General features: G+C 64.5%; 12 protein-coding genes. 8 read left to right on the top strand and 4 right to left on the bottom strand.

Annotation, left to right across the window (positions count from 1 at the left end; all coding sequences use genetic code 11):
- Positions 1-3 precede the first annotated feature (3 nt).
- A complete protein-coding gene (locus CT676_RS15865; protein ID WP_135214876.1) occupies positions 4-444 on the top strand; it encodes a DUF1489 domain-containing protein in 441 nt (146 codons plus the stop codon).
- Positions 445-453: 9 nt separating this feature from the next.
- Here CT676_RS15865 and CT676_RS15860 read toward each other — a convergent pair whose 3' ends face one another.
- Both CT676_RS15860 and panC read right to left on the bottom strand, forming a co-directional pair.
- Positions 454-1203, bottom strand: a complete 750-nt coding sequence (locus CT676_RS15860) for a hypothetical protein (protein ID WP_135214875.1) — start codon at positions 1201-1203, stop codon at positions 454-456.
- A gap of 76 nt (positions 1204-1279) precedes the next feature.
- Positions 1280-2131 carry a pantoate--beta-alanine ligase gene (gene panC / locus CT676_RS15855; RefSeq protein ID WP_135214874.1) on the bottom strand — a complete coding sequence of 284 codons (852 nt, stop codon included), beginning with the start codon at positions 2129-2131 and terminating at the stop codon, positions 1280-1282.
- A gap of 280 nt (positions 2132-2411) precedes the next feature.
- Between panC and CT676_RS15850 the strand changes: the two genes are divergently transcribed.
- The 4 genes from CT676_RS15850 (at position 2412) to CT676_RS15835 (ending at position 6212) form a co-directional block, all read left to right on the top strand.
- Entirely contained in the window at positions 2412-3335 is a 924-nt protein-coding gene (locus CT676_RS15850; protein ID WP_063982760.1) for a division plane positioning ATPase MipZ, read from the top strand.
- Positions 3336-3677: 342 nt separating this feature from the next.
- Entirely contained in the window at positions 3678-4538 is an 861-nt protein-coding gene (locus CT676_RS15845; RefSeq protein WP_135214873.1) for an alpha/beta fold hydrolase, read from the top strand.
- A gap of 145 nt (positions 4539-4683) precedes the next feature.
- Complete coding sequence (locus CT676_RS15840; protein ID WP_039147674.1) at positions 4684-5427, top strand: hypothetical protein; 744 nt, start codon at positions 4684-4686, stop codon at positions 5425-5427.
- 59 nt (positions 5428-5486) lie between these two features.
- Positions 5487-6212, top strand: coding sequence for a DnaJ domain-containing protein (locus tag CT676_RS15835; RefSeq protein ID WP_063982763.1), 726 nt, complete (start codon positions 5487-5489; stop codon positions 6210-6212).
- A 218-nt stretch (positions 6213-6430) separates the two neighbouring features.
- Here CT676_RS15835 and CT676_RS15830 read toward each other — a convergent pair whose 3' ends face one another.
- Positions 6431-8281: a D-alanyl-D-alanine carboxypeptidase gene (locus CT676_RS15830; protein ID WP_135214872.1), complete on the bottom strand. Its 1851-nt coding sequence runs from the start codon at positions 8279-8281 to the stop codon at positions 6431-6433.
- Between the two features lie 389 nt (positions 8282-8670).
- On the opposite strand from CT676_RS15830, the gene CT676_RS15825 reads away from it, so the two are divergent.
- The gene (locus CT676_RS15825; RefSeq protein ID WP_135214871.1) at positions 8671-9009 is read left to right on the top strand and encodes a phasin family protein; all 339 of its coding nucleotides are present in this window, start codon (positions 8671-8673) and stop codon (positions 9007-9009) included.
- A gap of 39 nt (positions 9010-9048) precedes the next feature.
- Here the strand turns inward: CT676_RS15825 and CT676_RS15820 are convergent, their stop codons facing one another.
- Positions 9049-9372 carry a hypothetical protein gene (locus CT676_RS15820; protein ID WP_135214870.1) on the bottom strand — a complete coding sequence of 108 codons (324 nt, stop codon included), beginning with the start codon at positions 9370-9372 and terminating at the stop codon, positions 9049-9051.
- A 468-nt stretch (positions 9373-9840) separates the two neighbouring features.
- On the opposite strand from CT676_RS15820, the gene clpS reads away from it, so the two are divergent.
- Positions 9841-10173 carry an ATP-dependent Clp protease adapter ClpS gene (gene clpS, locus CT676_RS15815; protein ID WP_014494655.1) on the top strand — a complete coding sequence of 111 codons (333 nt, stop codon included), beginning with the start codon at positions 9841-9843 and terminating at the stop codon, positions 10171-10173.
- Positions 10174-10464: 291 nt separating this feature from the next.
- On the top strand, positions 10465-12879 hold the full coding sequence (clpA, locus tag CT676_RS15810) for an ATP-dependent Clp protease ATP-binding subunit ClpA (RefSeq protein ID WP_014494656.1): 2415 nt from the start codon (positions 10465-10467) through the stop codon (positions 12877-12879).
- The last annotated feature ends 239 nt before the right edge of the window (positions 12880-13118 follow it).

Raw genomic sequence — 13118 nt, 5'->3', positions numbered from 1 at the left:
CGCATGCCGCTACATCTGATCAAGCTCGCCGTCGGCTGCGACTCCGTCAAGGAATTGAAGGGGTGGGTCGCCGAACGGATGCAGACCGCCAAGAAGAAGGGTCTGCCGCAACATCACATCCACATCACCCGCATGGTGCCTAAGCGCGACGCCGAGATCCTGGCGGGCGGGTCGCTGTACTGGGTGATCAAGGGCGAAATCGCCGCGCGTGAAAAGATCATCGGCATCGAGCCGTTCCGCGACAAGGACGGCATCGGCCGTTGCCGGATCGTGATGCAGTCGAAGGTGATCTCGGTATCGCCGCGGCCGATGCGGCCGTTCCAGGGCTGGCGCTACCTCAGCGACGATTCCGTACCGCCCGATCTCGGCAAGTCGGCCGCCGGCTCGATCGCGGCGATGCCGGAGCCGATGCGGCGCGAACTGCGCGATCTCGGACTGCTCTGACGCAGCCGCTCATGGCGGCGTGACGATGTGCAGCCGCGCCCAGTCGGAGGGCGGCATCACGACCGGACGTCCGCCTTCGCCGATGGCGTCGATGATGTCGACCAGCTCGGGTTCGACGCCCATCTCGTGCAGGTACTTGCGATACTGCTCGCCAAAGATCGCCGTCAGGCTCTCGCGCTGTTCGGGCGCCACGTTGGGCGCGCGGCGATTGCGGATGGAGCGGCCGGCCAGCACCACCGTCGCACCTTGCGGGAGGCTGCGATTCACCCCGCCGGCGAGCATGAGGACGCACGCGAAATCGCACGCCGGATCCGGCAGGGATACCTTGGCGTCGAGCGGTCCGCCCGGGCGCTTCAGCGCAAAACAATCCGCCTCCGGCCTGCCGGCGCAGGCCCCGACCTCGGTCGCGCCGGCGGTGGCATCCAGGCGGCGGTCGCGCAGGATGCGGCCCATGCTGACCGCAACATTGAGGTTGGAGCCGCCCCAGCTATGGATGACGAGCGGCAGCTTGTGTCCCGCCTGGCGATCGAGAATCGCGATCAGCCGCTTGTAGCTGTCCCATTGCACCGTGCCCTCGGCGGCGATCCAGTCGGAGCAGCCCGGTCCGCAGGCCCCGGCGGGGCCATGGGCGACGTAGAAGATCATCGCATCTGGCGGCGACCCGTACAGGCCGATCGGCGGGCGCTGTTGTGCCTGGGCGGCAGTCGCGGCGACAAGCGCCAGCACGCCGTTCACGATCATCGTGCGGATGAATGACATGCCCCTGCCAGCCGGCTCGTTTCCTCGCCCCGATCATCCATCCGGGCGATGGAACGCGCAAGATCGAGCTCGGCGGTTACACCGCGATATTGTCGATCAGCCGGGTCGTGCCGAGCTTGGCCGCCACCAGGATCCGCAACGGGCCGTCCTTGCGCGAGGTGACCGGCGCGAGCGTCTCGGCATGGCGGGCCTCGAAATAGTCGAGCGCGAAGCCGGCCGCCGTGATCGTCCCGGCGCCGCGCGTCATCGCGGATGCGATCGCTTCGCCGGCGCGGATGAGCCCGGCGCTGTCCTTCATGGCGCGGTAAAGCGTGGTCGCGGTCTGCCGCTCCTCCGGCGAGAGATAGACGTTGCGCGAGGACATCGCGAGCCCGTCACGCTCGCGCACGGTGCGGGAGCCGGTCACCTTGACGCCGAGGTCGAGGTCGCGCGCCATCTGCGTCACCACCCGCAACTGCTGAAAGTCCTTCTCGCCGAAGATCGCGACGTCCGGCCGGCACTGCGTGAACAGCTTGCTGACGACGGTGGCGACGCCGCCGAAGAAGTGCGGCCTGAAGCGGTCCTCGAGGCCGGCCAGCGCCGGCCCCTCCGGCACGATGCGGGTCGCAAAGCCTTCCGGATACATCGCCTCGGCGCCGGGGTGCCAGACGATGTCGACGTCCTCGGCGGCGAGCTTGGCGAGATCGGACTTCCAGGTGCGCGGATAGGCACCAAAGTCCTCGGTCGGGGCGAACTGGGTCGGGTTGACGAAGATCGACACCACGACGCGACTCGCGCGCCGCTTGGCGAGGCGCACCAGCGACACATGCCCGTCATGGAGGGCCCCCATGGTCGGGACCAGCGCGATCGTGGCCTTTCGCTTGCGAAGATTGTCGACGGCGCGTCGCAAGGCGGGGACCGTGCGGGCGATCAAGGGGCTTCGTGACATCAGGACTCGACAGGGTTGGGAATGGGAAGCGGGCGCGTCCCGGCGCCCGGCCGGCTAACCTTAACAAGCGCCGATCGTGGACGCCATGCATTCGGAAGCGGCACAGCATCCCGCGCGAGGCCGCGAACGATGTCGCGACATGGCTGAATCACAAGCGAGAGATGGTGCCGTGATTCATTTCGAACACGGCGCGCTGCGATTTGCATTTACTGTCACGCATTTCACTTGACCGCAGACGCGGCCAACTCGAAGATATTCATCAGGGGTGTTGAGGATCGCTATGCTTGTGCAGGCTAGCCAAGGCCAATCCGGCTCGGCGCATGTCGTCGTGCTCGGCAACGAAAAAGGCGGCTCCGGCAAGTCGACCACCGCCCTGCACATCGCGGTCGCGCTGCTGAAGGCCGGCCAGCGCGTCGCCACGATCGACCTCGACTGCCGTCAGCAGAGCTTTACCCGCTACATCGGCAACCGTTCCGCCTGGGCGCGCCGCACCGGCCTCGGCCTCGAGCTGCCGGTGCATCGCTGCATCAAGCTCGGCGAGACCATGCAGATCGCCGAGAACGAGAATTCCGAGTTCCAGCAGTTCATGGAGGCGGTCTCGGCGGTCGAGAGCAATTTCGACTTCATCGTCATCGATACGCCCGGCACCGACAGCTATCTGATGCGCTTGGCGCACTCGATGGCGGACACGCTGGTCACGCCGATCAACGACAGCTTCCTCGATTTCGACGTGCTCGGCACCGTCGATCCCGCCAACTACGCAGTGACTGGCGAGAGCCACTATGCCGAGATGGTGCGGGATGTCAGGCGCAAGCGGCGCCAGCTCGACGGCTCCAGCACCGATTGGATCGTCGTGCGCAACCGCCTGTCGATGCTCGGCTCCCGCAACAAGCAGCTCGTCGCCGAGGGCCTCAAGGATTTGTCGCTGCGGCTCGGCTTCCGCTACGTCGACGGCTTTGCCGAGCGCGTCGTCTATCGCGAATTTTTTCCGCGCGGCCTGACCGCGCTCGACGAGATCGACGAGGCCACGCTCGGCATGCGGCCCAACCTTGGCCATCTCACCGCGCGGGAAGAGGTGACGGGCCTGCTCCGCCAGCTCAAGCTGCCGCTCGACGAACGCGGCCGCCGCCGTGCGGCAAATCGCGCCGAGTGGTTCAGCCAGGTCGACAAGCCGCTCGAGGTCCACGACATCCTCGGCGCCTGAGGCGGCGGTATATCGCTACTTCCAGCCGATTGAAGCTGCCGGTTCCCGCCGGAACTGAGTGCGGGCTTGGCCGTTTCACCCCGTGTTTACCGTGAAATTGAAGCCAATCGAGACCGGTTGCGTCGGATGGTAGCCTGCACCTGACGTAGCCGCCTGAGAACGGGATGCCCAAGAAACGCGTGCGGCGCACAATGAAAGGGCTGAAGGTTCACAATATTTAAGCTTCCTGTCACGCGGCTGTGACATATATTAGGGAATAGGCGACCAGGGGCCGAAGAGCCCCGGAAGAACACGATTTTCAACAGGGATTCAGGCCGCAAGAGCCTGAGGCTGAGGACGAAAATGAAGCGTGGAATTGCCGTTCTGGTTTCGGTTAGTGCCCTCTGCGGCGTCGCCTATGTCACGGCGAGCAAGTGGGCCATCAAGCACGAGACCGTCACCTTCTACGACGCCTCGCGCGACAACCGTCCCGTGCCTGTCGATATCGCGGTCCGCCGCGACAAGGAAATGCAGGCTAATGCCGGCATGATCACGCTGCCGGTTGCCGTGATCAATCACGGCAACACTGTCAAGAATACCGAGTACGGCTTCCTCGCCAACATCTTCGCGGCGCGCGGCTACATGGTCGTAAGCCCGCAGCATGATTTGCCGACCGATCCTCCCATGGTGACGAAGCCCGGTGAGCTCTATGTCGGCCGGCTGCCGCAGATCCTGCGCGGCGTTGCCAACATCCATCTCGCCATGCAGGAGATGAAGAAGGTTCAGCCCAACGCCGATTACGACAGGGTGACGATGGTCGGCCACTCCATGGGCGGCGACATCACGATGTATTTCGCCAAGCAGTATCCGGATGAGGTCAAGAAGGTCGTCACGCTCGACAATCTGCGCGTGCCCTTCGTCACTGCCGGCAAGTTCAAGATCCTGTCCTTCCGTTCGCAGGATCCGCAGTTCAAGACCGACGCGGGTGTCATCCCAACCGATGAGGAATGCGAGAAGGCCGGCATCCAGGTCGTGAAGACCGAATTCCAGCACAACGACATGCGCGACACCGGTCCGGATGCGGCGAAGAACTCGATCCAGAGCATGCTCGACAAGTTCCTGAGCGACGGCGATAGCGCCGTCGCGCCCGTCGATACGCGCTCGGCCCCGCCCAATATCCTAGAGCCTGGTCCGGTTGCTCTGATGGCGCCTGCCAAGAGCTGACACCGACACAGGCTGACACCGACACCGCTCCGATCGTCTGCACGACCTGCAAAGCCTCCGCCGGCATCCGCCCGCGGAGGCTTTGCACATTGACCGGGCCGCAGGCGCTATCCACATTAGCGGCTCACGCAAGAAGCGAGCAGGGATGCCCGGCGAACCCGTCAAACCGCGTGGCCGTGATGCCGTCTCGAGCCAAACCGGCGGCACGCTGCCTCAAGCCAGCACCGCGGAGGACATCGCCGCGTTCGTCGCCAAGGCGCGTGCGCTGTCGCCGCATGCCCCCGGCGCGAAGGGGCGGCTGATTTTCGCGCTGGATGCGACGATGAGCCGGCAGCCGACCTGGGACATGGCCTGCGCGCTCCAGGCGGACATGTTCCGCGAGGCCGCAGCGATCGGCAGCCTCGACATCCGGCTCGTCTATTATCGCGGCTTGAACGAGTGTCGCGCCACGGGCTGGATCTCCGACAGCGCGAAGCTCGCGACGTTGATGAGCAAGATCGACTGTCGCGGCGGCGACACCCAGATCGGCAAGGTGCTGAGCGACGTGCGGCGCGAGGCGGTCGCCTCGGGCGTGCGCGCGGTCGTCTTCGTCGGCGATGCCATGGAGGAGAAGGTCGACGAGCTCTGCGCCAAGGCCGGCGAGCTCGGCATGCTCAAGGTGCCCGTGTTCGTGTTTCAGGAAGGCGCCGACGCCGTGGCCGAGCAGGCCTTTCGCGAGATCGCGCGGCTGACCGGCGGGGCCTGGTGCCGGTTCGATCCCGGCGCGGCGGCGCAGCTTCGCGAGCTGCTGCGCGCGGCCGCGGCTTATGCCGCCGGCGGCCGCGAGGCGCTGTTGAAACTCGCCAAGAGTGCGAGCGGTGCGGCCAAGCTGATCGGGCAGATGAAGTAGCGGCCCGCGTCGGAGACGGACGCCATGCATTTTGCCGTGAGGACGACTATATTCCGGCCATGACCCTGATCGCCGGCGCCATCGCCGTTATCACGCTTTATCTGCTGCTCCAGATGTTCCGCTCCGCCAATCCGGCGGTGCTGGCGCGCACCATCAAGTTCGGTGGCGGCGTGGTGGCGCTCGCGGTCGCAGCGTTCACTGGCCTGCGGGGCGAGCTGGCGGTGGCGATCCCGCTCGGGATTTTCGGCGCCGGGCTTCTGGGCTGGACGCCGCTGGCCAATGCCGGCTTCGGCAATATCGGCGGGCTGTTCGGCGGTGGCGCAACGCGGCCGGCCGGACAGGCCTCGCGCGTACGCTCGCAATTCCTGGACATGCGGCTCGACCACGATTCGGGGCAACTCGCCGGCCAGATCGTCGCCGGTCCTCACGCCGGGCGCGATCTCCAGGAGTTCGATCTCGCTGGCCTGCTGGCGATGGCTCCGGCGTTCGACGCCGAGAGCGTGGCCCTACTTGAAAGCTATCTGGACCGCCGGTTTCCCGCTTGGCGTCAGAACGCGCAGGGCGATGCGGCAGGGCGGCAGCGCCGCACGGCGCCGAGCGGCAAAATGACGGCGGAGGAAGCCTATCAGATCCTTGGCCTGCAGCCGGGCGCGGGGCGCGACGACATCAGCCGGGCGCACAAGTCCCTGATGAAGAAACTCCATCCCGACCAGGGGGGCTCGACGTATCTCGCTGCCCGTGTGAACGAGGCCAAGGATACTCTGCTTCGCACGCATAACGGCTAACTCCGGCACTACGCTACAAACGCCCGTACCGCGTAAGCTCCGCTTGCTCTGTCTGCCGTCGCCCCGATGCCCGCCTTTGTCGGCGTGGTCGATCCCTTGAGTAAAGTTTTAACCGTAAATCCTTGACGAGAGGTTGTCGCGGAACTGGCATTGCCGCATCCCCCAAACAAAAATGCCCGCGAAAAGCGCGGGCATTTTGATTGGAGCGGTACGACAGATCAGTTGCGGACGGTGATGCAGGAGATGTCGGCGCGCTTCAGGGCGCGGCAGACGGCTTCGGCCTGGTCCCGCTCGAGCCCGGCGAAACGGGCCCGGTAAAGCTTGCGATTGTCCTTGGCGAGGACCGGCTCGGTGAACGGGTCGGCCTTGCTGAGCAGGCCGCGGGCCGAGCTGCGGGCGGCGTCGATGCGTTGCTGGGCTTCGTTCTCGCTCTCGAGTGCGCCGACCTGGACGATCCAGCCGCTATGGGTGACGACCGGCTTGGTGGTGGCGCTCATCTGGATCGGCTGCGGCACAGGATCGGCCGAAGCGAGCTTCGCAGCAGCCGGAGTGGGCGCGGCGGCCGTTGCGGCCGGCAGCACGCCGAGGATGCCGTTGCCGGTGCCGAAGCCCGCCGGCTGACGGGGCATCTCGGTGCGGGCGAGCTCGGCCTTCGGCGCTTCCGGCTGGCTCGCCATCTCGGGCTTGTTGATGAGATCGGCGCGGGCGACGACGGCGCCGGAGGTCTCCGCGACCTCGGAGCGGGCCGCAATCGTGCTCGTGACCTGCGGTGCGAGCTGAGCCGGGGCGGTGGAGGCAACCTTCACGGTGCCGGCCTTGACCTGAACAGTCTTCACCCGGACCGGCTTCATCGGCTCGGACGAGCCGGGGATGATGGAGAGCGGCTGGCTGGAGATCACGCCATTGGTGAGCGGCGCGGGCTCGATCCTGGATTCAGTCGGCCGAACCTCAGGCTTGCTGGTGTCAGGCCTGGCTTGAGCCGGCGGCATCGCGGCGGTCGCGGCCGCCAGCGCTGAGAGGCGCGAGGCGAGACGTTGCGGGGCCGTCTCGGGGGCAGGGGCGGCCGCGGCCTGCTGGACCTGCGGAGCGGGGCGGGCCGGGGGCTCCGATGCATCGGCGACGTCGGTATTGGCATCTGCGCCGTTGCGCTCGGTGACAGCGACGACGGTGTGGGTGGTGGCGCCCTTCTCGAGGTTCTCCGCGAGCAGGTTGCGCATGGTGGCGTCGCGCGAGCCGCCGCTGCGGCCGCCGAGCACCACGCCGATCAGGTGGCGGTTGCCGCGACGCATCGAGGTCACGAGGTTGAAGCCGGAGGCGCGGGTGTAGCCGGTCTTGATGCCGTCCACGCCCTCGACGCTGCCGAGCAGGTGGTTATGGTTGCGGATCGACTGTCCGCGCCAATTGAACGTCGAGGTCGCGAAATAGCGATAGTAGCGCGGGAAGCGCTCCTGGATGGCGCGGCCGAGCGTGGCCTGGTCGCGCGCGGTCGTGACCTGCTCGTCGTTGGGAAGGCCGTTGGCGTTGCGGTAGACCGTCTTGGACATGCCGAGCGAGCGCGCCTTGCGCGTCATCATCTGGGCGAAGTCGTCCTCGTCGCCGCCGATCGCTTCCGCGATCACGACGGCCGCATCGTTGGCGGAGCGGGTGACGAGGCCCTTGATCGCGTCCTCGACGCGGATGGTCTGGCCGGCACGGAGGTTCAGCTTGGTCGGATCCTGATCGGCGGCGTGCTGCGAGACCGGCATCTCGGTGTCGAGCTTCATCCTGCCGGACTCGAGGCGCTCGAACAGCAGATAGAGCGTCATGATCTTGGTGAGCGAGGCGGGGTGGCGGATTCCGTCTGGGCTCGTTGCCTGGAGCACGGAGCCGGAATTGCCGTCGACGATGATCGATGCGAATTTCGGGCTGGAGCTGTCGGACACATCGCGCTGCACCCGGTGGTGAGCGTATTGGCGCCGGTGACGCCGTGCCTCGGCAGCATCGGTGAAGATGACTACGGCGGTGACCGTAAGAAGCCCGAAAACGCCAACCCGCGCCAAGCGCGAGGAAGACAAGTTTTTACGAAGCATGAAACCCCGTCCCCGTTTCTGACTTGATCACCGGCCCGTGAGGCGAAATTGTGCCCACTCGACCCGGGATCATTACCTGCTCAGGCTGTCTCTCCGCTGGTGTTCGCTGCGGGAAACGTTGGGCCTAAGCCGCTGTTCTGGCTAAGGTGATGTTCTCGAACGGCTTTTGACCGTTCGCGGAAGCTGAACACGTCCAGGGAATCAGGGTAGGGGTCCGCGGTTTCCAAAAGCTTAAGGAACCATTGCGGGAAACCCCGGGAATCTCAGCGATTTGCATCTAATTTTGTGCGTCGCACAAGATTCTTGACTTTTTTGTGCGTTGCACTATTTTTGGGCGGAGTCAGGGAGCCGGGGCTTCCGGACCAAAGCCAGGGAAAAAGGATTCCGAAATGTTCAAGGTTGAAGACTTTCAGAGCTACGGGAAAGAGCAGTTCGAGCAGTGCGTTGCTTCCGCGACCTCGATGCAGCATGGCCTCCAGGCGATCGCCAGCGCGTATGGCGACTACACCAAGAAGTCGTTTGAAGACACCAAGTCCTTCGTCGAGAAGCTTTCCGGCGTGAAGTCGCTGGACAAGGCCGTGGAAGCGCAGACCGACTTCGCCCGTTCCAGCTACGAGACCTTCGTTGCGGAATCGCAGAAGATCGCCGGCCTTTACAGCGACCTCGCCAAGCAGGCGTTCAAGCCGGTCGAGATCATCGTTTCGAAGTTTACCCCGGCTGCCAACTAACTTCCTCTGGAACTCCTGGAATCGAAAAGCCCGGCTGGTTCAGCCGGGCTTTTTTTTGTCGCGACAGAGATCCGGTTCAGCGCGCCACGCGCAGCTTCGACAGCGACGTACCGGCGGCAACCCCACACGGTCTGACTCGCCGACATCACCGGACAGAACGCGTCGATGCCGCTCGCCTTGGCGTCGTCGCGCAGCTTCTTCCGCCGCGTGCGAGGCATTGCTGTACCACCAGCGATTCTGCGCATCGAGACCGCCGGCGAGGAGCACGAGGCCACTGAGCTGATCGACCAGGTTCTTCGCGGCCGTCGGCATCGCCGACATCTTGCCGTCCTGGGCCATCGAGCCGGCGTTGTCGAGCAGCATGGCGACGCGCATGCGCACCAGGGGCCACGCGATTGAACGGCAGCTCGATTGGACCGTAGAAAACCGGAGGTATCCCGCGAAACCGCCGCTGCCGCTTAACGGCCGGATTCCTAGTCAAGATGTTCTAAACGGTGCCGGCCGAAACTTTTGTCAAATCGGTCCGGATTGACTAACCTTGGTCAGGATCGCCGGACCGGGAATCGGGACTGCCTCGACCATTTTGGCCAGACCGTTGCACGCTTGCGGCGAGCCGGCGGCGGGCCCATATTCCCTACAATCGAGCCGGGCTTGACCGGACCGGTTGGAAGCGGTGATCCAACAAGGCGGCGCGCCCGTGCAAAGCTCCGAAGGGCGGGGCCGCGCGGCTGACCGTCACTCGCTTCCGTGGGGAATTTGAACGCCTGAGCCATGCCGCACCTGACTTTCAGACTAGACCTGTCCGCGCAAGCCGCTGCCCACGCTCCTCGTATGAGCAATGACGAGAACCGTTCGGGCGGACCGACGGGGCCGAATACGTCTGTCATCACCAAGGTCAAGCCGAAGACCAAGCGGCCGAACCTGTATCGTGTGCTGATCCTGAACGACGACTACACGCCGATGGAATTCGTCGTCCATGTGCTGGAGAAGTTCTTCCAGAAGGACATCGAGGCCGCGACCAAGATCATGCTGCATGTCCATCATCACGGCATCGGCGAGTGCGGCGTATTCACCTACGAGATCGCCGAGACCAAGGTGACGCAGGTGATGGACTTCGCCCGCAAGCACCAGCATCCGCTGCAATGCGTGATGGAAAAGAAATAACTGCGCGTTCACATCCAGAGTTATTTAGATCGGTTCTGGTTGCGCGGTATGTGACGGCAGCACATCCTGCTGCGTGATCCCGCGAAAATCAGCGGCGTCAATCCTGCCCAAATGGGTAGTTCTGCCCAAATCGGAACGGGTTTTGCATCGAGCATGCCGTGGGCGCGTAATGCCCATTTGAGTCGCGGAACCGGTCTTTCGCCGCGGTCTTGTATAACTATATGTGACAAAGGTTGTTGTTGCCTGACCGGGCGATGGCGATCATGATGGTGGGGGCCATAGAGGACGCGAATGCCGACTTTTTCCCAAAGCCTTGAACAATCCCTGCATCGTGCGCTGGCGATCGCAAACGAGCGTCATCACCAATACGCGACGCTCGAGCATCTCTTGCTCTCCCTGATCGACGACTCCGATGCAGCCGCCGTCATGCGCGCCTGTAGCGTCGATCTCGACAAGCTCCGCACGAGCCTCGTCAATTACCTTGAAACCGAATTCGAGAATCTGGTGACGGATGGCGCCGACGACGCCAAGCCGACCGCCGGTTTCCAGCGCGTGATCCAGCGCGCGGTGATCCATGTGCAGTCGTCCGGTCGCGAAGAGGTGACCGGCGCCAACGTGCTGATCGCGATCTTCGCCGAGCGCGAGAGCCATGCCGCGTACTTCCTGCAGGAGCAGGACATGACGCGCTATGACGCCGTCAACTACATCAGCCACGGCATCGCCAAGCGGCCGGGCGTCTCCGAGGCGCGGCCGGTGCGCGGCGTCGACGAAGAGACCGAGGCAAAGGGTACCGAGGACGCCAAGAAGAAGGGCGAAGCGCTCGAGACCTATTGCGTCAACCTCAACAAAAAGGCGCGCGACGGCAAGATCGATCCGGTGATCGGACGCAATTCCGAGATCAACCGCGCGATCCAGGTGCTGTGCCGCCGGCAGAAGAACAATCCGCTGTTCGTGGGCGAGGCCGGTGTCGGCAAGACCGCGATCGCGGAGGGCCTCGCCAAGCGCATCGTCGACAGCGAGGTGCCGGAGGTTCTTGCGGCTGCGACCGTGTTCTCGCTCGACATGGGCACGCTGCTCGCGGGCACGCGCTATCGTGGCGACTTCGAGGAGCGCCTGAAGCAGGTGCTGAAGGAGCTCGAAGCGCATCCCAACGCCATCCTGTTCATCGACGAGATCCACACCGTGATCGGTGCGGGCGCGACGTCGGGCGGGGCGATGGATGCGTCGAACCTGCTCAAGCCGGCGCTTGCCTCGGGCACGATCCGCTGCATGGGCTCGACCACCTACAAGGAATACCGCCAGCACTTCGAGAAGGACCGCGCGCTGGTGCGGCGCTTCCAGAAGATCGACATCAACGAGCCGACGGTCGAGGACGCGATCGCGATCCTCAAGGGTCTCAAGCCTTACTTCGAGGACTACCATCGGCTGAAGTACACCAATGAGGCGATCGAGGCCGCGGTGCAGCTCTCCTCGCGCTACATCCACGACCGCAAGCTGCCGGACAAGGCGATCGACGTGATCGACGAGTCAGGCGCGGCGCAGATGCTGGTGGCCGAGAACAAGCGCAAGAAGACGATCGGCATCAAGGAGATCGAGACCACGATCGCCTCGATGGCGCGGATCCCGCCGAAGAGCGTGTCGAAGGACGATGCCGAGGTGCTCAAGCATCTCGAGCAGACCCTGAAGCGCACCGTGTTCGGCCAGGACAAGGCCATCGAGTCGCTGGCCGCATCGATCAAGCTGGCGCGTGCCGGTTTGCGCGAGCCGGAGAAGCCGATCGGCTGCTATTTGTTCTCGGGACCGACCGGCGTCGGCAAGACCGAAGTCGCAAAGCAGCTCGCAGCGTCGCTCGGCGTCGAGTTGCTGCGCTTCGACATGTCCGAATACATGGAGCGGCATACCGTGTCGCGTCTGATCGGCGCGCCTCCCGGCTATGTCGGCTTCGACCAGGGCGGCCTGCTCACTGACGGCGTCGATCAGCATCCGCATTGCGTGGTTCTGCTCGACGAAATCGAGAAGGCGCATCCCGACCTCTACAACGTGCTGCTCCAGATCATGGATCACGGCCGGCTCACCGACCATAACGGCAAGCAGGTCAACTTCCGCAACGTGATCCTGATCATGACCACGAACGCAGGTGCTTCGGATCTCGCCAAGCAGGCGTTCGGCTTCACGCGCTCGAAGCGGGAAGGCGACGACCACGAGGCGATCAACCGGCAGTTCGCGCCGGAATTCCGCAACCGTCTCGATGCCATCGTCTCGTTCGGCCATCTCAGCGTCGAGGTGATCGGTACGGTCGTGGAGAAGTTCGTGCTTCAGCTCGAGGCTCAGCTCGGCGATCGCGACGTCACCATCGAACTGTCCGAGCCCGCCAAGACCTGGCTGGTCCAGCATGGTTACGACGAGCAGATGGGCGCACGGCCCATGGCCCGCGTCATCCAGGAGCACATCAAGAAGCCGCTGGCTGACGAGGTGCTGTTCGGCAAGCTCAAGGGTGGCGGCCACGTCCGCGTCGTCCTGGTCAAGGACGAGGCCGACGAGACCAAGGACAAGATCGGGTTCGAGTTCCTCGACGGTCCGATCACGCCGAAGCAGGAGAAGCTGCCCGGCGCCCGCAAGCGTCCGCCGGGCAAGTCCAAGCCGGGCGGTGGCGGCTCCGGCGGCTCGAAGGGGCCGACCTCGAAGGGCCCGCTGGTCAAGGCTTGATTGCGAGCGATATGAATTGAAAAGGCCGGCTGAAAAGCCGGCCTTTTTGTTTGCGTGGCGGTCGCGAGGCGCTAAAGCGGGATGGGGTTAGGTTGAATCGATTTGGGATTCCCAAATCGGTGTGTTTCTGATTCACCATGCTGGCTGGGTTGGAGGCCAGCATGGATGGGCAAGCCTTATTCTCTGGATCTTCGCAAGCGTGTCGTGTCCGCGATCGAGGGCGGGATGTCCCGCAATCA

Source organism: Bradyrhizobium sp. MOS001 (assembly GCF_004634465.1).
Taxonomy (GTDB): Bacteria; Pseudomonadota; Alphaproteobacteria; order Rhizobiales; family Xanthobacteraceae; genus Bradyrhizobium; species Bradyrhizobium barranii.
The sequence above is the reverse complement of the archived record's forward strand: the minus strand, read 5'-3'. Positions and strand labels throughout refer to the sequence as shown.

What these genes read in the sequence shown, in the direction of transcription:
- CT676_RS15840 (WP_039147674.1), top strand. Translation starts at nt 4,684, where the DNA reads ATGCCCGGCGAACCCGTCAAACCGCGTGGCCGTGATGCCGTCTCGAGC.
- CT676_RS15865 (WP_135214876.1), top strand. Translation starts at nt 4, where the DNA reads ATGCCGCTACATCTGATCAAGCTCGCCGTCGGCTGCGACTCCGTCAAG.
- CT676_RS15830 (WP_135214872.1), bottom strand. Translation starts at nt 8,281, where the DNA reads ATGCTTCGTAAAAACTTGTCTTCCTCGCGCTTGGCGCGGGTTGGCGTT.
- CT676_RS15850 (WP_063982760.1), top strand. Translation starts at nt 2,412, where the DNA reads ATGCTTGTGCAGGCTAGCCAAGGCCAATCCGGCTCGGCGCATGTCGTC.
- CT676_RS15820 (WP_135214870.1), bottom strand. Translation starts at nt 9,372, where the DNA reads ATGCTGCTCGACAACGCCGGCTCGATGGCCCAGGACGGCAAGATGTCG.
- clpS (WP_014494655.1), top strand. Translation starts at nt 9,841, where the DNA reads ATGAGCAATGACGAGAACCGTTCGGGCGGACCGACGGGGCCGAATACG.
- clpA (WP_014494656.1), top strand. Translation starts at nt 10,465, where the DNA reads ATGCCGACTTTTTCCCAAAGCCTTGAACAATCCCTGCATCGTGCGCTG.
- panC (WP_135214874.1), bottom strand. Translation starts at nt 2,131, where the DNA reads ATGTCACGAAGCCCCTTGATCGCCCGCACGGTCCCCGCCTTGCGACGC.
- CT676_RS15825 (WP_135214871.1), top strand. Translation starts at nt 8,671, where the DNA reads ATGTTCAAGGTTGAAGACTTTCAGAGCTACGGGAAAGAGCAGTTCGAG.
- CT676_RS15860 (WP_135214875.1), bottom strand. Translation starts at nt 1,203, where the DNA reads ATGTCATTCATCCGCACGATGATCGTGAACGGCGTGCTGGCGCTTGTC.
- CT676_RS15835 (WP_063982763.1), top strand. Translation starts at nt 5,487, where the DNA reads ATGACCCTGATCGCCGGCGCCATCGCCGTTATCACGCTTTATCTGCTG.
- CT676_RS15845 (WP_135214873.1), top strand. Translation starts at nt 3,678, where the DNA reads ATGAAGCGTGGAATTGCCGTTCTGGTTTCGGTTAGTGCCCTCTGCGGC.